Source organism: Streptomyces aureus, assembly GCF_000725495.1.
GTDB classification, from domain to species: Bacteria; Actinomycetota; Actinomycetes; order Streptomycetales; family Streptomycetaceae; genus Streptomyces; species Streptomyces aureus_B.
In genome coordinates this window covers 56,961-78,170 of the sequence record NZ_JNZD01000030.1, presented here as the reverse complement: position 1 = coordinate 78,170, position 21,210 = coordinate 56,961, and the positions used below count along the sequence as shown (strand labels likewise).

Here is a 21,210-nt window from a genome sequence, read left to right as displayed (position 1 = left end):
CGTCGATCTTCACATCGGGTGCACATCATGGCTAAGTTGGCGACCTGGTCGCCCGATTCCCTCCGGCGGAGCTCGCCGGGCGGTGCGACCTCCGCCGAGTCCTGTCTGTCCTCGTGGCAGCGGGAGCCGGGGACCCACCGAACCTGGGGTGAATCGGCCAACTGCCTTACGAGGCAGAGGCCGTAGGGCATACCTTCCGGAGTCGTCCGCCCGAACCCGACAGCTAACCCGGTAGGCGGACGACGGAAGGAGCACCACTCCATGGCGCCGGAACGCACCCCGCCCAGCGGCGAAGAAGTCGCCCGACGGCTCTCGTCCCTCTACGACCAGGCGGAGCTCGCCACCGGTAACTTCAACGGGACCCGGGCCTCGGCGAACCTCAATCGCGGGCCGGCCCGCCGGGGCGCCGGTCAGGGGGGCGGGAGTTCCGATCCCGGCCAGGACGACCTGATGCGCAAGTGGTTCAACGGGGCGCGCTCCCGTTACGGACCCTCGGCTCCGGCCGCGCTTCCGGCCGACCGGCTGCCGGACCGCGGCGGTCAGGCCCCCCGCCCGAAGGAGAGCGGCCGGGGCTCCAAGGGTTCCTCGGACCTTCCCACCGTGTACGAGCTGGAGCAGATCATCCGGCCCGTCGCCGAGCTGACCGCGGCCCCGATGCGGGAGCTGACCGCTGGTCCGGCCGCGGAACCGGCCGCGCGCCCCGCCCTGGAACTGACCGCGGGAACGGGCGGCGACGCCATGACCGGTCGGACGCCGGCGGTGCAGGGGGCCGGGACGGCGGTCGCGGCGCTTCCCGCGGGGCCCGCCCCGGCCGCCACGTCCGGCAGGTCCACGCTGAACGACAGGAAGCAGACCGCACGACGCAAGATCGCCGCCGCCCAGCAGTTGATGGCGCGGCACGCGGCCCGGCAGAGCATGCCCGTCGCGTTCCAGCCGGCTCCTCAGGCACCGGCCTTCCAGACGGCGCCCATGCCCGGGGCCTTCGACACCGGGTCGATGCCCCGTGCGTACGAGGCGGCGCCTCAGGCGGCGGCGTTCCCGGCCGCCGCGATGCCCGGGCCCTTCGACACGGGGTCGATGCCCCGCGCCTACGAGCCGGCGCCCCGGGCCGCCGCGCTCCCCGCCGCGCCCATGCCCCGGACGGCCTTCGACACCGGGTCCATGCCCCGTGCATACGAGGCCGCGCCTCAGGCGGCGGCGTTCCCGGCCGCGGCGATGCCCGGGGCCTTCGACACCGGGTCGATGCCCCGTGCGTACGAGGCGGCGCCTCAGACGGCCGCATTCCCGGCCGCGCCCATGCCGCAGATGTACGAGACGGGCTCCATGCCCCAGGTCTTCGAGACAGGCTCCATACCCCAGGTCGCCCAGACGGGTTCCATGCCCCGGGTCTCCCAGACGGGTCCCATCCCGCAGGTCTCCCAGACGGGTCCCATCCCGCAGGTCTCGCAGACGGGTTCCATGCCGCGGGTGCCGGAGCAGGCGCTCCTTGTCCCGGAGTCCAAGTCGGTGGTGCTGCCCCGTTCGTACGAGGTGCCGCAGCCGGAAGCCGAGTTCAAGTCGGTGCTTCTGCCGCTCTCGTACGAGAAGCCGACCCGTCCCAGCGGCTATCAGCCGCCCCCCGCGCCCCCGGTGAGCGAACCGGCGCCCCAGATGCCCGCGTACGAGTCTGCACCCCAGATGCCCGCGTACGAGTCCGCACCCCGGGCGGCCGCGTACGCGTCGGCGCCCATGCCGCCGATGAGCGAGCCGGCGTCCCAGATGCCCGCGTACGAGTCCGCGCCGCGGGCGGCCGCCTTCCCGTCGGCACCCATGCCCCCCGCGAACGAGCCGGCGGCGGCGCCCGCCGAGGACGCCTGGCGGCAGTCGTTGCGCCAGACCGGCTCGCAGCAGGCGTGGCCGGCCGCCGGTGCCGTCGACACGAGCCCCGGGTTCGACATCGACAGTCTCGTCGCCGCCGCCCCGCCGGTCGCCGCGCTCGACAGCAGGGCCGCGCAGGCGGTCGCCTTCGCCCGCGCCCAGGTCGGCAGACCGTGCGTGTGGGGAGCCTCCGGACCGGGCTCGTACGACCCCTCCGGTCTCACCCAGGCGGCCTGGAAGAGCGCCGGGGTCATGCTTCCCCGGGCGATCCAGGACCAGGCGCAGAACGGCCCCGCGATCGACCTGGCCGCCGTCCAGCCGGGCGACCTGGTGTTCTTCCACGCCAACGTGAGCCACGTCGGCATCTACGTGGGCGACGGCATGATGGTCCACGCGCCGAGCCCCGGAGCGGTGATCACCGAGGAGTCCGTCGACCACGTCGGGCGGGCGGCCGTCCACAGCGTCGTACGCCCGGTCTGAGTCCCGCCCCGGGCATCGCAGCTGTCCGGGAAGGCGGGCGTCCTCGGAGGCGCCCGCCGGGCCGGTCCCTTTCGGAACCGCTCAGAACTCCCGGTCGATCCCGGTGACGGCGGCGGGCCCCAGGGGCGCGTCGTCGGCGGACAGCCCGCTGTCCTGGAGCGCGCCGGAGACGAGCCGTACGGCCTCGGCCTCGGCGCTGCGGCGGTCCGCCGCCTCGACCTCCAGCCGGACGGAGAACCTGTTGTCCTCGTCGACGGTCAGCAGGCTCAGCTCCTCGGTCTCGCCCAGATCCGTGTTCTGCGGGTCCTGGGGGCGGAGCCTGCGCTCCACGTCGGCACGGGAGGCGTCCGGGAGGCCGTGGACGAACGTCCCGGGAACGGTGATGACGTAGGTGGTCACAGGAACTCCTCGTGCGGATGGCGCGCGGGCCTGACGTGCGCCCGGCGGTGTGATCGCCCGTCTACCCCGCATTGTGCCGGGCATCCGGATCATCTTCGCGCCGGACACGTCCCACCGTGCGGTGACCGTCACCGACGGTGCCTGCCGCCCGGTGATCGCCTGGCGATACGGTCGCCCCATGGCTGACGCTCGGTTGACCACCGCCTCGTATCTCGTCCTCGGCATCATCGACAAGCTGGGCGAGGCCAGCGCGTACGACGTCAAGGGGGAGGCGGCGCGGACGGTCGCGCCCTTCTGGTCGGTGCCGCACGCGCAGGTGTACGCGCAGTGCGACCGACTCCTCGACGCCGGACTCCTGTCCCAGGTGCGGCAGGAGAGCGGCCGCAACCGCAGGGTGCTGGCCCTGACGGACGAGGGCAGGGCGGCCCTGCGGGGCTGGCTCGACGACTCCGAGTTCGTCCCGGTGGAGGCCCGTGAGCGCGGCATCCTCAAGCTGTGGTTCGGCGGCGAGCCCGGCGTGCTCGGCCCCGTCCAGCTCGGCGAACACCGCAGGACCCTGGCCGAGTACGAGGAACTGGCCGAGACCGTAGGGGAGTTGCTGACGCGCGGCCAACGGGACGCCCTGGAGTTCGGGATCCGGTACGAACGGATGATGGTCGACTTCTGGGGATGGGTGCAGCGCCGGGACGAGGACACGCCGGACCGTTGACCCCGGCGGTCGACGGCCCTACCGTCTCGATAGTCCAAACGAGACAGTCCAATCGAGACAGTCCAATCGAGACTATCGGTGGCCGGGTCGCGGCCACGGGCAGGGAGCCGTCGTGCGTCGTCCCGCGGGCACCACCTGGCGCCGCCTCGCCGTCATCGCCGTGACGGCGGTGTGCGTGGGCTACGCCCCGATCGCCATGACCGAGCTGTGGCCGTACGCACACCCGGGCGCCCCGGCGTTCGGCGAGTGGATCCTCGCCCACGTCGTCTCGCCGCGGTACGTGGCCGACGCGCTGGCCACCCGGATCGGGCCGTACCGCCACAGCCTCGTGCCGATGATCGTGCACTCCGTGCTCGGCGGTGTGCTCATGCTGCTCGGCCCCGCGCAGGTCCTCACCGCCGTACGCGGGCGCGTACGGCTCCACCGGGCGCTCGGGGTCCTCTTCGCGGTCACCGTGTACGCCTCGATGGCGGCCGCCGGGCTGTATCTGGCCCGCACGGCACCCGAGGACGCGTTCAGCGGCGCCGCCTTCTGGATCGTGCTCGCCACCATCCTGGTGGGCACCGTCATGAGCGTCACCTTCGGCGTGCTCGCCGCCGTCGGCCACCATCCCGACCTGCACCAGCGCTGGATGCTCCTCTGCTACGGCTTCCTGCTGACCGCCCCGCTGCTCCGGTTCGAGTGGGGCGGCCTGCCGCTGTTCCTGCCGGGGCTGTCCATGGCCGAGATCAACCAGCTCGCCACCATGCACCTGGGGTCCGTGGTCGCCTTCGGCGCCCTGATCGCCTCGCGCTCCCTCGACCCGCGCAAGACGGTCGCCGGGATGTCCGGCTCGTGGGCCCCCGTACCCGTCCTGGTCCTCGCGCACCTGGCCGGAGCCGCCGCCCTGGCCTGGATCACCCATGCCTCGCTCGGACACGGCGCCCAGGGGCGGCGGCTCCTGCTCGCCTATCTCCTGCCCTACGCCGTCACGTACGCGGTGATGGCCCTGCGCGCGCGGCGCGCCGGCCGGGAAGGGCGTCTCTGGGCGCGTGAGGAGTGGCGGTTGCACTGGTTGGCCCTGTGCCTGGCGCCGGTGCTGTCGGTCGGGGCCGCCCCGCTGTTCGAGCGTTCCCTGGGGCTCGACGGACTCACGGCGCTGGCCGCGGGGGCGGCGATCGGCTGCGGCATGACCGCGTTCGCGGCGACCGTGGCGGTGAGCGTCCGCGTCATGTACGCACGGGAGGTGCTCAAGAGGGCCGTGCCCGCCGCCGGTTCGGCCGCCCGGCTCTCGACGCCGCTCCTGTAGCCCGTCGTCCGTCGACGCCGCTCCCGTAGTCCGTCGTCCGTCGACGCCGGTCCCGTAGCCCCTTGTCCGTCGGCGCGGAGGTTCCTCGCCGCCGTCCCCGCCCGTCCCCTCGCCGCCCCTCATCGTGGACCCCGTCCGGAACGGAATCCCCATGCCGAACGCGACCGATCCGCCCCGGCCCGACGAAGCCGCTCCCGCCCCGGACGGCCGGCACCTGACCGCGGGAGTGGCGATGCTGGCCACCGCGGTCGCCGTGGTCAGCCTCCTCGTCGGCGGCCTGCTGTGGGCCGTCGCCCTCACCGGGCACGTCTTCGGCGCGTGGCACTCGGCGCAGTCGCTGACTCAGGGACTCGTCGGCGCGGCCATGCTCGGCACGGCGCCCGGACTGTTCGCGGTGGGCCGGGCCCGCGCCTGGCACGAGGTCCGCTCGCTCGTCCTTCCGCTGGCCGTGGTCCTCTGCGGGCTGTTCACGGTGAGCCTGCTCAACGCCGGCAGCCTCTACATCGCCCGCGGCGGCCCCGTCGTCCCGGTGCTGTTCAGCCTCGGCTGGCTCTTCGTGCTGGGCCTGCTGTGCGTCTTCGCCCTGATCACGCTGACCTGGCAGTACCTCACGCCCGGCCGGCCGGGCGGCCCGAGCGCCGCGCCGCTGCCCGCCTGGTCGAAACCGGCGCTGGCCGTCCTCGGCTCGGCCTGGCTCGGCATCGGTACGGGGCTGCTCGTGCGTCCCGGATTCTGGTCGGGCTTCGTGCCGTGGAGCGTCGGACGCCTCGACGCGCAGGCGCTCGGGGTGTGGGCGCTGGCCCTCGGCGTCGGCGTCCTCGCCGCGCTGGCCGAGGACGACCTCGGGCGCACCGGGCCCGCGCTGACCGCCCTGCCCGGCACGGGGGTCGCCTTCGCCGCCGTGCTGGCCTGCCGGGCCTCCGCCGTCGACTGGTCCTCGGGGCCCGCGCTGTCCCTCGTCGCCATGGTGGCCGGGCTCCTGACGGCCGGCCTCGGCGGGCGGGTGCTGCTGGCGCGGTCCGCGGCGGCCCGGCCCCTTGAGATCTCCGGAACGTGACGGCAGGGTCGACAACTCGCCCTGCACGCAACGTAAGTGATGAACCGTCATGTCGGTTCATCGGCCATACCCGTCGCTCCGTGGCGCCGGGGCTCCCGGGAAGCTGCGCGAGGGCTCCCGGGGAACGTCGCGGGGCGACGGCTTCGCTGCCGACTCCCGGAAAGGTTGTCCACCTCATCTGTTCCGGACGGAGGCAGCGCCCCGGTCCGTACCAGGGCGGCAGGATACGAGGCGCCGACAGACGGGGAACGTCGCTGGGGGTGGTACGGGTATGCGCCGGTGGGGACGTCCTCCGGCCGTGCAGGAATCGGACCTGACGGCGTATCTGCGGAGCACGGTGTGGGGGCCCGCCGAGTTCGCCGGGTGGCCGCCCCGGCGGCTGGTGGGGGAGGGGATCCTCGTCGGGGGGCTCGGGGCGGGGGCCATCGTGGGCGCCGGGGCCGTGGGGGACCGCACCGGAGTGCCCGTCCTCGTCAGCGGTGAGGCCGGGCTCGTGTGCGCCGGGGCCCTCGTCCTGCACCTGGTGTACCTGCGGGCGGGCCGGGCGCTGGTCGGGATCGTCGCCCTGCTCGGCGTCTGTCTCGCCCTCCAGGCCCCGCCGGCGGCGGCCGACGTGGTGCCGGCGGACGGCGAGCGGGTGGCACCCACGGTCGTCAGGTCCGTCGGGGGAGGCGGAACGGGTGACGGCGGCCGCGCCCGTCAGCTCTGCTCGCCGGTCGTCCGGGCCGGCGCCCCGGTCCAGGTCCGCGTCCTGCGGGGATGCGGGCGCGGCACCCGGCCGGGGGACGTGCGCGCCGCCGTCCACCCCGGAGGGCGGACGCCGCCGCGCGCCGTGGCGGCGGGGCCCGTGACGACGGGGCCGCTGCGCGAGCTGGCCGCCCTGGCCGCCGCGCTCGTCGCCGCCTGCGCCCTCGCGGTGGTCCGCTCCCACCGGCTCGGCCCGTCGCCTCCCACGGCGTGACACCGGCCCGCCCGGGCCGCGGGCCCGGGGCACTCACAGCGGGAGGACGAGCAGGGCCGTGTCGTCGGTGACGCCGCCGGGCGGGAGCAGGTCCGACAGCAGGGCGTCGGCGAGGGCCTCGTGCCCGGCCCCGCGGTGCCGGGTCAGCGCCGTGGCCAGGCGTTCCAGACTCACGTCGATGTCCTCGCGACGCCGTTCGACCAGGCCGTCGGTGTACAGGACCAGGGTGTCGCCCGGGGCGAAGTCCGTCGCGGCCTCGGGCCGGTCCACGTGCTCGGGCCGGGCCCCCAGCGGCGGGTCGGTCGCCCCGTCCAGGAATTCCACCTGCCCGTCGCCGCGCAGTAGGGCGGGCGGAAGGTGCCCTGCGCTGCTGTACCGGATGGTGTGCGCCTCCCAGTCGATCCACGCCGTCACGGCGGTGGTGGACTCGGCGCCCTCGACGGAACGCGCGTACAGCCCCAGCACCTCGAGCGCCCGGGCGGGACCGGCGGCGGCGCGGGACGCGGCGCTCAGGGCGCTGCGCAACTGGCCCATGACGCACGCCGCGGACAGCCCGTGGCCCACGACGTCGCCCACGGCGACGGCCATCCGGTCGCCGCTCAGCGCCGCCAGGTCGTACCAGTCCCCGCACACGTTCAGCGAACTCGTCGCCGGCCGGTAGCGCACGGCGGCCTGGTGCGTCCCGACCAGGTTCGGCGAGGGCAGCAGCGCGTCCTGGAGCGCGACGGCGACCTCCCGTTCGCGGGCGTGGGCGCGCCGCAGGCGCTCGTTGAGCTCCTGGAGCTCCCGGGCCCGTGTGTACAGCTCGGCCTCCAGCACCGGGTTCCGCTCCTCCTGCCCGAGGCCGCCGCGGGCGCGGATCAACTGGGTCACCTCCTCCACCCGGTGGACCACCAGCACCACGGCGCCGTCCTCGTCGAGCACCGGCACGTTGACCGGGCTCCAGTAGCGCTCCTCCCAGACACCCGGCCGTTCCAGGGACTCCACGTCGTACCGCTGAAGGGCCATGGCGTCGCGCTCCCCGGTCTCCACCACCCGGCGCAGCGAAGCCGCCAGGTTCCGCATCCCGGTGGAGGCGGGGTCGCCCGGCCGGTCGGGAAACACGTCGAAGAGGTACCGGCCGACCAACTGCTTCCGTGAGCGGCCAGAGTTGCTCAGATAGTCGTCGTTGGCGTCCAGGAAGACCATGTCCGGGGTCAGCAGCGCGACCATGCCGGGCAGGGCGTGGAAGACCTCGCCGAAGTCGATCTCCGCTCCGGTCACCCTGTTCACCCGCCTCGCGCCGCTGTCCTGGCCGTGTCCACGGGGGAAGCGGCGGAGCACCCTGCCCTGTCCCACCGGCCCGGGGCGTGACCGGGGACCGCGTCGGCCCGCGTCGGGCGTACCCGTGGTGCAGTGTTCCCATCAGGCCACCGGTCCGCGCCTCGTGCAACCGCACGGGCGGACGCGGCCCTCGAACCGACCCCCGACAGCCGGGGCGGGTGTGGCCCTGGATACTCCTTGAGGCGCCCTTGTGCCACTGCTCCATACGGGATCGCTGTGAATCCGCAAGTCGGTTGAACACAATGCGACGCGCGTGCGTATAGGGCCGGGGGATTTCCATGTCGAGCCGACCACGACGCGTAGGAGCACCACCTTGGGACGCAACAAGCGCAGACGCCCAACAGGCGCACGCCGCGCGACCTCTGCAGCTTTCGCACTCATCCTCGGCGGAGGCGGACTGGTAGCAGTCAACGTCTACGCATCGGCGAGCGAGACCGGGGCGGGCGGTGAGGCGGGCGTGCACGTGCTGTCCGCGGGATCCGCCACCATCGACTGCCCCGATGTCGGCGAACAGTTGAAGACGGTCCCCGACGCCGCGAAGCCGGACGTCGACAAGGAACTCGCGAACCTGGACCAGCAGATCGCCGAGGCCTACCGGCAACTCCAGGCGAACGCGGACCAGATGCAGCAGAGCGGTGACAGCGGCGCCGACGCCGTCATGAACCCGCTGAAGGAGAAGCGTTCCGAGTCGATCGGCCGCATCGTGGCCGCCATCGACGCCGCGGGCGACCCGCCGAGCGGGCTCGACGGGTTCGCGGCCTGCATCCTGCGGCCCTCCGGCAACCAGCCGGGCACCGGCGCGGACGCCGGCCAGAGTTCCGCGCCGCAGGACCAGCAGAGCGCCTCGCCGAGTGCGAGCGGCGCGGGCCAGAACCAGGGCGGCGGCCAGCAGCAGGGCGGCGCCGCTCCGGCCGGCAACGGTCCCGTGGCCGCGGACTTCGCGGACATCAAGTCCGTCCAGCCCAACGTGCAGAACCCGCAGCCCCAGGCCGACGCCTCCCGGGGCGAGTTCGCGTCCAGCTGCGGCGTCAACGCCAACGGCCTGTTCAACTCGGACAACGTGATCGTGGCCCCCGGCGTCAGCAACGGCGCCCACCACTTCCACGACTACGTGGGCAACCAGTCCAACACCGCCTTCGCCAGCGACGAGGACCTGGCCAAGGCCGACACCTCCTGCCAGGACAAGGGCGACAAGTCCTCGTACTACTGGCCCGTCGTGCGCCTGCAGAACGGCAAGCAGGAACGCGACGCGGGCGCGCCCGGAGGCGGCACCGAGGGCAACTCCGGCCAGATCGTCACGCCGAAGCAGGTCACGCTGACCTTCGTCGGCAACGCGAAGAGCAAGGTCGTGGCGATGCCCCGGCTGCTGCGCATCATCACCGGTGACGCCAAGGCCTTCGTCAACGGCCCCGCGAACGCCAACGCCTCCTGGAGCTGCACCGGCTTCGAGGACCGGCAGTTGAAGGACAAGTACCCGCTCTGCCCGCAGGGCAGTGACGTGGTCCGCACCTTCAAGTTCCAGAGCTGCTGGGACGGCGCGAACATCGACAGCGCCAACCACCGCACCCACGTGGCCTTCCAGGACGCGCAGGGCAACTGCCCGGCCAACTTCAAGGCCATTCCGCAGCTGGTGCAGCGCATCGTCTACGACATCGACGCGCCGAGCCTCCAGGACGGCGGCCGTACGACACCGCTGTTCGCGGTCGACTCCTTCCCGGAGAACCTCCACAAGCCGATCACCGACCACGGCGACTTCATCAACGTCTTCGACGAAGGCACGATGAACAACATGGTCGACTGCATCAACAGCGGCCGTAAGTGCGGCGCAGGCGCCGGCAACGGCGGCGGGGGCAACGGCGGCGGGAACGGCGGCGACAACGGCGGGAACGCGGGCGGCAACGGCGGGAACGGCGGCGGCAACGGCGGAGGCCAGCAGGACGACCCGCCGGCCACCGAGAAGCCGACCCAGAGCGCCGACCCGAACCCCTCCGAGGCGGACCCGAACCCGTCCGAGGCGGACCCGAACCCCTCCGAGAACCCCTCCGAGGAGCCGGCTCCCACCGCGGACCCGTCCGACGGCAAGGGTGGAACGGGCGCCGGTGACAACGGCAACGGCGGCGACGACAACGGCAACGGCGGGGGCCAGGCCACCGAGCCGGCGGGCGACGACGCGCCTCCCGCCGCGACCGTGGAGCCCAAGTCCGACGTGACGTCGTCGGCCGGCGGCGGCTCGTCCGCCGCGCAGGAGACCCCGGGCGACGACCAGGGCGGCGAGGTGGGCACCCCCGCGCAGACCGAGCCCGCGGCCGGGACCTACCCGCCAGCGACCTCGGGGATCGAGCCGCAGGCGGTCGGCACCGGCGGGCTCGCCGAGACCGGCGCGAACCTGTGGCCCGGCGTGATCGGCGGCATATGCGTGATCGCCGGTGCCTTCGTGCTCTACCGGATCCGGCGCACGTACGTGTGATCCGGACCGTCCGGACGGACCCATCCGGCGGATGAGTCCTGAGTGACGACTTCGAGGGGGCTCGTGACCTGTGAGGACAGGGCACGGGCCCCCTCGGGCGTGCGCCGGACGGCCGTCTCGAACGGCGGCGCGCGCCGATTCACAGCATGCTTGTGGAAGACGCGATCATGTCGTCCACATTGGGGAAGGCGAAGCTCCATGGACGCATCAGAGCAGGCACCGGATGACCGGCCCCTCGACCTGTACCTCGAAATGCTCCGCCTGCGTATGGCTCCGGCGGACTACGCGCTCTTGCTGCGCATGGTCGAGCCCGTACTCGAAGCGATCAGGGAGGAGAGGGTGGGAGCGATCGAACTGTGCCTCGACGGCGCGGAACCCGAGAGCGTCCCGCAGGAGGTACGTGACGAGGCGTCCCTGGTGGTCGCCGTGGCCGTCACGGGACGACTGGACAACCGGATCGTCGAGCTGGAGACCGAGGAGATCGGGGTCGTCCGGGTCGTGACGGATTCGGGCACCGCGGACGATCCCGAGCGCTGCAGGGAGATCGCCGACTTCATCGGAGAGCGGCACCGCCAGGACGAGGAACTGCGCGGCATCGCCGAGGTGAGCGGTCTGCCGACCGACGTCTGACACCCTCGGAGCGGCCCGGTCGCCCGCTCGCGGGCGATCATGGTCGTGGGCCCGGAAAAGATGACGTAGAGTTGTGTTCACCGACGCGGGGTGGAGCAGCTCGGTAGCTCGCTGGGCTCATAACCCAGAGGTCGCAGGTTCAAATCCTGTCCCCGCTACTCGAAACCGGAGGGGCCGACGCCATGCGTCGGCCCCTCCGGCGTGTGCCCCCGGCCGCGTACAGGATCCGCTGTCGTGCGCCTCCGGCCGCGTACGGGCCCTGCTGTCGTACGGTGCTCCAGAACCGCCGGGGGTCGCCGGTCATCGGAACATACGAGTGTGCGCATTCGGCGGAGCCCGGTTGGTTGATGCCGCCACAATCACCCCATGACGAAGATCGATACAGTCGCGGAGCGCGTGGTGGCAGCCGCCCGCGCCCGCGGCGACCAAGGACTGGTGCTGATCGCGGTCGACGGCATGGGCGGTTCGGGCAAGTCGACCCTGGCGTCCGCGGTGGCCCGGCTCGGTGACGCCGTGGTCGTGCACGGAGACGACTTCTACCGTCCGATGGACGCGGACGAACGCGCCGCGCTGACCCCGGCCGAGGGCTACGACCGCTATTTCGACTGGGAACGGCTGCGCGACGAGCTGCTCACCCCGCTCGCCACCGGTCATGACGCGTACTACCGGCGCTACGACTGGCCGAGCGGATCGCTGGCGACGGACGAGGTGCACTCCGTCGCCTGTGCCGGCATCGTTCTCGTCGAGGGTGTCTACACCGCCCGCCCCGAACTCGTGGACCACTACGACCTGGTGGTCTACGTCGACACCCCGCCCGAGGAGTCGATGCGCCGGCTGCGGGCCCGGGGCGACGACCACGGGCCCGTCGACTGGGAGGCCCGCTGGCGCCTGGCCGAGGAGCACTATCTGAGCACGACGCGCCCCCATGAGCGGGCGGATCTCGTGGTCCCCGGACACTGACCGGGAAGACACGCCGGCACGGCACGGGCAAGCCATCGGGAGCCGGCCGGACCGCCGGTCTCGCACCAGGGGCCGAACCCGGCGAGGCGAGGCGTCGCACCGCACGAAAAAAACACCGCCTCCGGTCGTACGACCGGAGGCGGTGCTCATGGAGCGCCGGGCAGGCCTTGCACCTGCATCTCCCCGCAGGAAGCGGGACGTCTTTCCTTGGACCACCAACGCCTGGCTCGACACCGAGTGTTCGGTGCGGGCTCGAGAGTGAGCATATCAGCAGTTCAGCGGGTCACCTGTCAGGGCCGCCGGGCGTGTCGCCGCGCTGTCGGACGTGCGACGCACTGCGGGGCCGGACCAGCGCACTACGGGGCCGGGCCGACGGGCGACCGCTGGGCCACCGGCTGTGACCCGGGCCCACTCCGTGGCGGGCGCCCGCCACGGTCACACCGCGTTCAGACCGTGCGCCGTGAAGGCGGAGCGGGCCCGGTCCACCTGGGCGGAGGTCGGGACCGGCGTGTCGGCCAGGGTGAACTCCTTGCCCAGCTCCTCCCACTTGGCCGCGCCGAGCTTGTGGAAGGGCAGGACGTCGACCCGGCTCACGTTGCCGAGGGACCCCGCGAACGCGGCCACGCCCTCCACGTTCTCCGGAGCGTCGGTCAGGCCCGGAACGAGGACGAAACGGACCCAGACCTCCTTGCGCAGCGCGGCCAGACGGTGGGCGAACGCCAGCGTGGGCTCCAACTGCCGCCCGGTCAGGCGCAGATACAGCTCGCGGTCCCAGGACTTGATGTCCAGCAGCACCAGGTCGACGTCCGCGAGGAGCGCGTCGGAGGCGCGGGCCCCGAGGAAGCCCGAGGTGTCCAGAGCGGTGTGCAGCCCCAGCTCCTCGTGGACGATCCGCAGGATCTCCCCGGTGAAGTCCGGCTGGAGCAGCGGTTCGCCGCCGCTGATGGTGAACCCGCCGCCCGCGGCACGGATGAACGGCACGTACTTGTTCACCTCGGCGACGACCGTGTCGACCGTGGTGCGTGTGCCGTTGCGCATCCGCATGGTGTCCGGGTTGTGGCAGTACAGACAGGCCAGCGGACAGCCGGCGACGAACACGACGAAGCGCGTGCCGGGCCCGTCCACCCCGGTGGACAGGTCCCAGGAGTGCACGGAGCCGCTGACCGGGCCGATGCCGCGCAAGGTGGCCGCCTGCTCGGCGGGGGTGTCGGTGCTGACGGGGACGAGCGGCAGCAGCTCGCCCGGGTGGATCAGGGTCATGACGGAGCCTCCCGGCCTCCAGACGTCCGGGGCTCGCCGCCGTCCTCCCGGGGAACGCCCAGCGCGCTCCCCGGGAGGAGTGATGGCTACAGCGAGCCGTGGAAGGTGCGGCCCAGGACGTCGAGCTGCTGTTCGCGCGTCAGCCGGACGAAGTTGACCGCGTAGCCGCTGACCCGGACGGTCAGCTGCGGGTACTTCTCCGGATGGTCCATCGCGTCGATCAGCGTGTCCCGGTTCAGCACGTTGACGTTCATGTGGAAGCCCTGGCAGGTGACGAAGCCGTCCAGGACGCCCGCCAGATTGCGGATGCGGTCCTCGGGAGTGCGCCCCAGCGCGTCCGGGGTGATCGTGTTCGTGAGCGAGACCCCGTCCTCCGCCTGCTCGTAGGGCAGCTTGGCCACCGACAGCGCGCTGGCGACGTAACCGTGGGTGTCACGGCCGTTCATCGGGTTGGCGCCCGGCGAGAACGGCTCGCCCGCGCGGCGGCCGTCGGGCGTGTTGCCGGTCTTCTTCCCGTAGACCACGTTGGAGGTGATGGTCAGCACGGACTGGGTGTGCTCGGCGCCCCGGTAGGTGGGGTGCTTGCGCACCTTGCGCATGAACTCCTCGACCAGCCACACCGCGATGGCGTCGGGGCGCTCGTCGTTGTTGCCGTACGCCGGGTACTCGCCCTCGATGCGGAAGTCGACCGCGAGCCCCGTCTCGTCCCGCACGGGAAGGACCCGGGCGTACTTGATCGCCGACAGGGAGTCCGCCGCGACCGAGAGCCCGGCGATGCCGCAGGCCATGGTGCGCCGGATGTCACGATCGTGGAGCGCCATCTCCAGCCGCTCGTAGGCGTACTTGTCGTGCATGTAGTGGATGACGTCGAGGGCGTGGACGTAGGTCTCGGCCAGCCACTCCATCTGCCGGTCCAGGCGCCCCAGCACCTCGTCGTAGTCCAGCACCTCGGCGTCGATCGCCCCGGTGTCCGGTCCGACCTGATGGCCCGACAGCTCGTCGCGGCCGCCGTTGATGGCGTACAGCAGCGTCTTGGCGAGGTTGACCCGGGCGCCGAAGAACTGCATCTGCTTGCCGACCTCCATCGCCGAGACACAGCAGGCGATGGCGGTGTCGTCGCCGAAGCGCGGACGCATCAGTTCGTCCGACTCGTACTGCAGGCTGGAGGTGTCGATCGAGACCTGTGCGCAGAACTCCTTGAACCCCTGCGGCAGCGCCGGCGACCAGAACACCGTCATGTTGGGCTCCGGCGCGGGCCCCAGGTTGTACAGGGTCTGCAGATAGCGGAAGGAGGTCCGGGTGACCAGGGTGCGGCCGTCCGAGCCGATGCCGCCGATGGACTCCGTGACCCAGGTCGGGTCGCCGGAGAACAGCTCGTCGTACTCCGGGGTGCGCAGGAACCGCACGATCCGCAGCTTGATGATGAAGTCGTCGACGATCTCCTGCGCGGCGCTCTCGTCGAGCATCCCGGCGTCGACGTCCCGCTGGAGGTAGACGTCGACGAACGTGGAGGTGCGGCCCAGCGACATCGCGGCGCCGTTCTGCTCCTTCACCGCCGCGAGGTAGGCGAAGTACAGCCACTGCACCGCTTCGCGTCCGGTGCGCGCCGGGCCCGAGACGTCGAGTCCGTAGGCGGCGGCCATCTCCTTCAGCTCGGAGAGGGCCCGGATCTGCTCGGCGACCTCCTCGCGCTCGCGGATCACCTCCTCCAGCCGCGCGGCGTCGCGGGGCAGGGCGTCCAGGGAGGCCTTCTCCTCCTCCTTGGCCTCGATCAGCCGGTCCACTCCGTACAGCGGTACCCGGCGGTAGTCGCCGATGATGCGGCCCCGCCCGTAGGCGTCGGGCAGGCCCGTGACGATGCCCGCCTTCCTGGCGGCCCGGATCGCCGGTGTGTAGGCGTCGAACACCCCCGCGTTGTGGGTCTTGCGGTACTGGGTGAAGACCTTCTCCAGTTCGGGCGAGACGGGATAGCCGTACGTCTTCAGCGCCCCGGCCACCATCCGCCAGCCGCCGAAGGGCATGATCGCCCGCTTCAGCGGGGCGTCGGTCTGGAGCCCGACGATCAGCTCGCGGTCGCGGTCGATGTAGCCCGGCGGATGCGCGGTGATGGTGGAGGGGACGTCGTAGGACACGTCCAGGACGCCCTTGGCGCGTTCCTCGGGGAACAGGTCGGTGATCTTCTTCCACACGGCCGTAGTGCGCTCGGTGGCACCGGCCAGGAAGGAGCTGTCGCCTTCGTACGGGGTGTAGTTCTGCTGGATGAAGTCCCGTACGTTGATCTCGTCCCGCCACAGACCTCCCCGGAAGCCGTCCCAGGCGCTGCGGACGGGCCGCTGCTGCTGCGTGGTCATCGGTGCCTGACTCCTTCGCGGTCGTTCGGGATCGCCCCGCGGGGGCGGGTGGTCACACCGCGTCGCCGTAGTAGGCGCGGCGCATCAGTTCCTGCATGTCGGCCAGCATCGGCAGCCTCGGGTTGGCGGGGGCGCACTGGTCCTCGTAGGCGTTCATGGCCTGCTCGGGCAGCGCGTCCAGGAACGCCGCCTCGTCGACCCCGGCGTCCTTGAACGACCGGGGGATGCCGACCTTCTCGCGCAGTTCCTCCAGCGCGTGGGCGAGGGACTCCACCCCCTCCTCCGGGGTGTCGGCCGGCAGGTCCAGCATCCGGGCGACGGTCTGGTAGCGCTCGGGGGCGATGTAGCTGTGGTACTTCGGCCAGCTCGTGACCTTGGTGGGAGGCGATCCGTTGTAGCGGACCACGTGCGGCAGGAGCAGCGCGTTGGTGCGGCCGTGGGCGACGTGGAAGGTCGCGCCCAGCGTGTGCGCCATCGCGTGGACCACGCCGAGGAACGCGGACCCGAAGGCCATGCCCGCGATCGTGCCGGCGTTGTGCATCTTCTCCCGGGCCACCGGGTCGGCCGCGCCCTCGTTGACGGCCTTCTCCAGGTTGTCGAAGATCAGCCTGATGCCCTGCAGCGCGAGTCCGTCGGTGAAGTCGTTGGCGTACACCGAGACATAGGTCTCCAGGCAGTGGGTCAGCGCGTCGAATCCCGAGTCGGCGGCGACACTCCGGGGCAGGTCCAGGGTCAGCGCCGGGTCGCAGATCGCCACGCTCGGGGTCAGCGCGTAGTCCGCGAGCGGGTACTTCTGGCCGGTGGCGGTGTCGGTGATCACCGCGAACGGGGTCACCTCGCTGCCGGTGCCCGAGGTGGTCGGGACGCACACCAGGCTGGCCTTCTCCCCCAGGTCGGGGAAGGTGAAGGCGCGCTTGCGGATGTCGAAGAACTTCTCCTTCAGATCGGCGAACTCCAGCTCCGGGTGCTCGTACATGAGCCACATCACCTTGGCGGCGTCCATCGGCGAGCCGCCGCCGAGGGCGATGATGGTGTCCGGCTCGAAGTGGCGCATCATCTCGGCGCCCTTCTGCACGGTGTCCAGGCTGGGGTTGGGCTCGACGTTGTCGATCACCCGGATCTCGGGGATCTCGGAGCGGCGGCTCAGAACGTTGCGGACCCGCTCCAGGTGCCCGATCTCCACCATCGTCTTGTCGGTGACGATGACGAACTTGCGTGAACCCCGCACATCCGCCAGGTACTTGATGGAGTCGCGCTCGAAGTAGATCTTCGGCGGCACCTTGAACCACTGCATGTTGTTGTTCCGCCGCCCGATCCGCTTGATGTTGATCAGGTTGAGCGCGGTGACGTTCCCGGAGACCGAGTTGCTGCCGTACGAACCGCAGCCCAGCGTCAGCGACGGCATGAACGCGTTGTAGACGTCACCGATCCCGCCCTGCGAGGTCGGCGCGTTCCAGATCACCCGGCAGGCCTTCACCGCATGCCCGTACTCCTCGGCGAAGGCCGCGTCCTCGGTGTGCACGGCCGCCGAGTGGCCCAGACCGTTGAACTCCACCATCTCGGTCGCCAGCCGGACGCCCTCGTCCCGGCCGTCCACCGTCAGCACGGCCAGCACCGGACAGAGCTTCTCCCGGGTCAGCGGCTCCTCGACGCCGACCTCGGAGACCTCGACCAGGAGAACCGAGGTGTCCTCGGGCACCTCGAAGCCGGCGCCCTCGGCGATGGCCACCGAGCTCTGTCCGACGATGTCGGCGTTGAGCCGGGCCCCCGCGCAGTCGCGTCCGCCCTGCTCGTCGGCGGCGACACCGAAGAGATACGCCTCCAGCAGCGCCTTCTCCCGGTCGTCGACCGTGTACGCCTTGAGTCGGCGGAACTCGGAGATCGCCTCGTCGCGGATCTCCCGGTCCAGGATCACGGCCTGCTCCGAGGCGCACACCATGCCGTAGTCGTAGGTCTTGGAGAGCACCACGTCGTTGACCGCACGCCGGATCTGCGCGGTCTTCTCGATGTACGCGGGCACGTTGCCGGCCCCGACGCCCAGCGCGGGCTTGCCGCAGCTGTAGGCGGCCCGGACCATCGCGTTGCCGCCCGTGGCCAGGATCGACGCCACTCCGGGGTGGTTCATCAGCGCGCTGGTCGCCTCTTTCGAGGGCCGCTCGATCCACTGCACGCAGTGGGCCGGAGCACCCGCCCTGACCGCCGCGTCCCGCACGATCCGGGCGGCCTCGGCGGAGCACTTCTGCGCGGCCGGATGGAAGCCGAAGATGATCGGGTTGCGGGTCTTCAGCGCCATCAGGGCCTTGAAGATGGTGGTGGACGTGGGGTTGGTGACGGGCGTGACGCCCGCGATCACCCCGACCGGCTCGGCGATCTCCACGATCCCGTCGATGTCGTCGCGACGGATCACGCCGACCGTCTTCACGCCCTTCATCGAGTGGGTGATGTTCTCGCACGCGAAGATGTTCTTGACGGCCTTGTCCTCGAAGACACCGCGCCCGGTCTCCTCGACCGCCATCATGGCGAGCCGGGTGTGCTCGGCGAGCGCGGCCAGACTGGCCTTCTTCACTATGCGGTCGATCTGTTCCTGGGTGTAGTCGGAATACTCTTCCAATGCCTCCAGGCCGCGAGCCACCAGGTCGTCCACGTCCTGCTCGACCCCGGGGGAGCCGGATCGAACTGTGGACACGGCGGCCGCGCCGGCCCCGGAGGAGTGCTGGCCGTCCTTCTTTCGGCGGCTGGTCATCGGATCACCCTTCGGTCGCGGTGTGCCGAAACAGCCGGGCTCCAGCGGCTCCGGATTACCTCCAGCCTGGCATCGCCCGCCGGATGACGCAGCCGGACGGGGCGGCGCCTGCGGGGCGTCCGCCGGGGGTGACGGACGGTGTGCGCATCTGGAGTCCGCGCAGGTGAGCGGCGTTGCCGACACCCGGACTTGACCGTCTGTGACGGGACCCACCCCGGTGCGCTCCCACGCGGTCGGCGGGTGACCGGCGGGTCAACACCCGTCGGACCGGGGCGGGTTGGGGCGGGAGGCCGGGCTCCTCGGGCCGGAGCCCGCGTCGGGGCCCGCGTCGGTGTTCGTGATGGTGCCCGGGCGGTGCCCCTGGTGGTGCTTGCGGTGGCGGCGGGCCGCGGGGCAGGGTGCGGGGTGTGCCTACTCTCCTGATCGTGCATCACACGCCCTCGCCCAACTGTCAGTCCCTGTTCGAGGCCGTGCTCTCCGGGGCGACGGCGCCCGAGATCGAGGGCGTCGAGGTGGTGCGGCGGGCCGCGCTGGCGGCGACCGCCTCGGACGTGCTCGCCGCCGACGGCTATCTGCTCGGCACGCCGGCCAACCTCGGCTACATGTCGGGAGCACTGAAGCATTTCTTCGACCAGGTCTACTACCCGTGCCTGGACACGACCGCCGGGCGCCCCTTCGGCTTCTACGTGCACGGCGGGAACGACGTCACGGGAGCGGTGCGCGCCATCGAGTCCGTGACGACGGGCCTGGGCTGGCGCCGCGCGGCCGAGGCGGTGAAGGTGACCGGCGAGCCGGGCAAGGCCGACACCGAGGCGTGCTGGGAACTCGGTGCGACCCTCGCGGCCCAACTCATGGACTGACACTCATGGACTGACACGGACTGTCGAGGCCGGCGCCCCGCCCACGCCGTCAGCCGGCGGAGCCGGCCGGGGCGAAGACACGGGCGAGGTGCGCCGTCAGCCCCTCCGCCGACGGCGGGGACAGCCGGGCGCCGAGGTATCCGTCCGGCCGGACCAGGAAGGCGGTCGTCCCGTCGGAGACCCCGTAGAGCCGGGCGAACTCACCGAGCGAGTCGACGTAGACGGGCGGGACGGAGGACTCCACGGCGGTGCCGGAGGGCCGGATCACACAGGTGCCGATCCGCCCGCCGGAGACCGCGTCGGCCGCCTCGGCGAGCGGACCGGCCTGCTCACCGTCCCCGTACACCAGCAGCACGTGCCCGCGGCCGCGCAGCAGGTCGTACAGACGCAGCGGGAAGGCGGCGATGTGCGCCGCGAGACCGGCGCAGTCCGGTGCCCGGTCGCCCGGCCGGGGCCCGGGGCCCTCCGAGGACGGGTCCACCAGCGGGCTGCCGCGGTAGCCGACCAGGAGCTGGGCCTCGCGGAGCATGAGGGTCTCGGGGTCTGCCCGGTCGGCCTGGATGCCCTGGTTCGCGTGGCGGACCGTGCGCTCGACGACCTCCTCGCCGACGGGCCGCCGCTCGGCGTCGTAGCTCGCCGTGAGCTCGGGTCGCGTCCCGCCCTCGACGGCGAGGGCCAGTTTCCAGGCCAGGTTCCAGGCGTCCTGGATACCGGTGTTCATGCCCTGGGCGCCGGTCGGGGGATGGATGTGCGCCGCGTCGCCCGCGACGAAGACCCGGCCCTCGCCGTAGCGGTCGACGATCCGGTGGCTGATGCGGAAGACCGAGGCCCAGCGCAGCCGGGAGGCCGTCGTGGGCTGGGGGGACAGCCGGTCGAGCACGGCCTGGATGTCGGCGAGCGCGGGGCCCTCGCCGCCCTGCAGGCCGTGGACGACGCCGTCGGCCGGCCCGTCGGCCCGCCCGGCCGCGGAGAGCGCGGGCGGGACCATCATCGACATGCGGTAGCGGTTCCGGCCGGGCAGCGGGATGCACACCAGGATGTCGACCAGCTCGCCGTTCTCGTTGCGGTGCATGGCGCGCACGCCGTAGCCCTGCGGCATGTCCCAGTCCACCTCGACGTCCCCGAGCATGTACTCCTCGGGGAACGCGCTGCCCTCGAAGGTCAGCCCCAGGTGCTTGCGCACGATGCTGTGCGCGCCGTCGCAGCCCACCAGATAGCGCGCCCTGACCTCTTCCTCGGCTCCGGAGGCCGTCCGCAGGGCGACGGTCACCCCATTGGCGTCCTGCGCGAACGAGACCAGTTCCGTGCCCCGCTCGATCGCGGTCCCGAACCGCGCGAGGTGCTCCTCGAGGATGCGTTCGGTCTCGTACTGCGGCAACGCCGCGAAGCGGTACGGCACTTCGGGCGGCAGGACCAGATCGATCCGGGGCTGCTCGACGCCGTTGAGGTAGGCCAGCTGCCCGTACATGGGGACGGCCGCCTCCAGGACCGTGCGCGTGAGGCCCATGTGGTCCCAGATCTCCAGCGTGCGCGGCTGGATGCCCACCGCCTTCGCGTACGGGAGCCGCTCCGGGAGGCGGTCGACGATACGGCAGCGGACCCCGCGTCGGCGCAGTTCCGCGGCGGCGGTCAGCCCCACGGGGCCGGCGCCCGCCACCACGACGTCGGTTGCGAAGGTGTGCGCCACGGGAGCCTCCCGGTGTCAGCCCCCTGTGTCGCGTCGATCCCTCCCTATCGTGGCCCGGCCGCGACCGGCCCCGCTACTCGGGCCGGTCGCGGCCGGGCCTTCCCGCGGCGCGGGTCCGGTTCGGTCCTGCGGCCGGGCGAGTCCCGCCGCGCGGGCCCGATGGGGCCGCGGCGGGGTG

At 72.1% G+C, this 21,210-nt stretch carries 15 protein-coding genes, 1 tRNA gene and 1 riboswitch; of the genes, 10 read left to right on the top strand and 6 right to left on the bottom strand.

Translation table 11 applies throughout. From position 1 onward, the window contains the following. Positions 1-82 precede the first annotated feature (82 nt). Positions 83-254, top strand: a riboswitch (cyclic di-AMP (ydaO/yuaA leader). Between the two features lie 7 nt (positions 255-261). Then, positions 262-2,337 (top strand): C40 family peptidase, encoded by a 2,076-nt coding sequence (locus IO36_RS48500; protein WP_051901065.1) that lies wholly within the window; start codon positions 262-264, stop codon positions 2,335-2,337. An 81-nt stretch (positions 2,338-2,418) separates the two neighbouring features. Here IO36_RS48500 and IO36_RS30340 read toward each other — a convergent pair whose 3' ends face one another. After that, positions 2,419-2,736, bottom strand: coding sequence for a hypothetical protein (locus IO36_RS30340; RefSeq protein WP_037624347.1), 318 nt, complete (start codon positions 2,734-2,736; stop codon positions 2,419-2,421). Positions 2,737-2,914: 178 nt separating this feature from the next. On the opposite strand from IO36_RS30340, the gene IO36_RS30335 reads away from it, so the two are divergent. From IO36_RS30335 to IO36_RS30320, 4 genes are all read left to right on the top strand, one after another. Then, positions 2,915-3,445: a PadR family transcriptional regulator gene (locus IO36_RS30335; RefSeq protein WP_037624453.1), complete on the top strand. Its 531-nt coding sequence runs from the start codon at positions 2,915-2,917 to the stop codon at positions 3,443-3,445. A gap of 112 nt (positions 3,446-3,557) precedes the next feature. Continuing rightward, positions 3,558-4,733 carry a DUF2306 domain-containing protein gene (locus IO36_RS30330; protein ID WP_037624346.1) on the top strand — a complete coding sequence of 392 codons (1,176 nt, stop codon included), beginning with the start codon at positions 3,558-3,560 and terminating at the stop codon, positions 4,731-4,733. Between the two features lie 151 nt (positions 4,734-4,884). Next, positions 4,885-5,790, top strand: coding sequence for a hypothetical protein (locus IO36_RS47115; RefSeq protein ID WP_037624345.1), 906 nt, complete (start codon positions 4,885-4,887; stop codon positions 5,788-5,790). 298 nt (positions 5,791-6,088) lie between these two features. Next, entirely contained in the window at positions 6,089-6,751 is a 663-nt protein-coding gene (locus tag IO36_RS30320; RefSeq protein WP_245173542.1) for a hypothetical protein, read from the top strand. A gap of 33 nt (positions 6,752-6,784) precedes the next feature. Here the strand turns inward: IO36_RS30320 and IO36_RS30315 are convergent, their stop codons facing one another. Further along, positions 6,785-8,014: a PP2C family protein-serine/threonine phosphatase gene (locus IO36_RS30315; protein ID WP_037624449.1), complete on the bottom strand. Its 1,230-nt coding sequence runs from the start codon at positions 8,012-8,014 to the stop codon at positions 6,785-6,787. A gap of 373 nt (positions 8,015-8,387) precedes the next feature. Between IO36_RS30315 and IO36_RS30310 the strand changes: the two genes are divergently transcribed. From IO36_RS30310 to IO36_RS30295, 4 genes are all read left to right on the top strand, one after another. Then, complete coding sequence (locus tag IO36_RS30310; protein ID WP_078943529.1) at positions 8,388-10,541, top strand: DUF1996 domain-containing protein; 2,154 nt, start codon at positions 8,388-8,390, stop codon at positions 10,539-10,541. Between the two features lie 198 nt (positions 10,542-10,739). After that, entirely contained in the window at positions 10,740-11,171 is a 432-nt protein-coding gene (locus tag IO36_RS30305; RefSeq protein ID WP_037624344.1) for a hypothetical protein, read from the top strand. Positions 11,172-11,255: 84 nt separating this feature from the next. Next, positions 11,256-11,329 (top strand) — tRNA-Met (locus IO36_RS30300). 208 nt (positions 11,330-11,537) lie between these two features. Further along, positions 11,538-12,131 carry a uridine kinase family protein gene (locus IO36_RS30295; RefSeq protein ID WP_051901063.1) on the top strand — a complete coding sequence of 198 codons (594 nt, stop codon included), beginning with the start codon at positions 11,538-11,540 and terminating at the stop codon, positions 12,129-12,131. Positions 12,132-12,566: 435 nt separating this feature from the next. On the opposite strand, the gene pflA is transcribed toward IO36_RS30295, so the two are convergent. The 3 genes from pflA to adhE form a co-directional block, all read right to left on the bottom strand. Next, positions 12,567-13,391: a pyruvate formate-lyase-activating protein gene (gene pflA / locus IO36_RS30285; RefSeq protein ID WP_037624342.1), complete on the bottom strand. Its 825-nt coding sequence runs from the start codon at positions 13,389-13,391 to the stop codon at positions 12,567-12,569. Positions 13,392-13,477: 86 nt separating this feature from the next. After that, complete coding sequence (gene pflB / locus IO36_RS30280) at positions 13,478-15,742, bottom strand: formate C-acetyltransferase (protein ID WP_037624340.1); 2,265 nt, start codon at positions 15,740-15,742, stop codon at positions 13,478-13,480. Positions 15,743-15,794: 52 nt separating this feature from the next. Then, the gene (gene adhE, locus IO36_RS30275) at positions 15,795-18,485 is read right to left on the bottom strand and encodes a bifunctional acetaldehyde-CoA/alcohol dehydrogenase (protein WP_037624339.1); all 2,691 of its coding nucleotides are present in this window, start codon (positions 18,483-18,485) and stop codon (positions 15,795-15,797) included. A gap of 407 nt (positions 18,486-18,892) precedes the next feature. Between adhE and IO36_RS30270 the strand changes: the two genes are divergently transcribed. Beyond that, the gene (locus IO36_RS30270) at positions 18,893-19,345 is read left to right on the top strand and encodes a flavodoxin family protein (protein ID WP_037624338.1); all 453 of its coding nucleotides are present in this window, start codon (positions 18,893-18,895) and stop codon (positions 19,343-19,345) included. Between the two features lie 49 nt (positions 19,346-19,394). Here IO36_RS30270 and IO36_RS30265 read toward each other — a convergent pair whose 3' ends face one another. After that, positions 19,395-21,032, bottom strand: a complete 1,638-nt coding sequence (locus tag IO36_RS30265) for an FAD-dependent monooxygenase (RefSeq protein WP_037624337.1) — start codon at positions 21,030-21,032, stop codon at positions 19,395-19,397. Between the last annotated feature and the right edge of the window lie 178 nt (positions 21,033-21,210).

What these genes read in the sequence shown, in the direction of transcription:
- IO36_RS47115 (WP_037624345.1), top strand. Translation starts at nt 4,885, where the DNA reads ATGCCGAACGCGACCGATCCGCCCCGGCCCGACGAAGCCGCTCCCGCC.
- IO36_RS30295 (WP_051901063.1), top strand. Translation starts at nt 11,538, where the DNA reads ATGACGAAGATCGATACAGTCGCGGAGCGCGTGGTGGCAGCCGCCCGC.
- IO36_RS30305 (WP_037624344.1), top strand. Translation starts at nt 10,740, where the DNA reads ATGGACGCATCAGAGCAGGCACCGGATGACCGGCCCCTCGACCTGTAC.
- pflA (WP_037624342.1), bottom strand. Translation starts at nt 13,391, where the DNA reads ATGACCCTGATCCACCCGGGCGAGCTGCTGCCGCTCGTCCCCGTCAGC.
- adhE (WP_037624339.1), bottom strand. Translation starts at nt 18,485, where the DNA reads ATGACCAGCCGCCGAAAGAAGGACGGCCAGCACTCCTCCGGGGCCGGC.
- IO36_RS48500 (WP_051901065.1), top strand. Translation starts at nt 262, where the DNA reads ATGGCGCCGGAACGCACCCCGCCCAGCGGCGAAGAAGTCGCCCGACGG.
- pflB (WP_037624340.1), bottom strand. Translation starts at nt 15,742, where the DNA reads ATGACCACGCAGCAGCAGCGGCCCGTCCGCAGCGCCTGGGACGGCTTC.
- IO36_RS30335 (WP_037624453.1), top strand. Translation starts at nt 2,915, where the DNA reads ATGGCTGACGCTCGGTTGACCACCGCCTCGTATCTCGTCCTCGGCATC.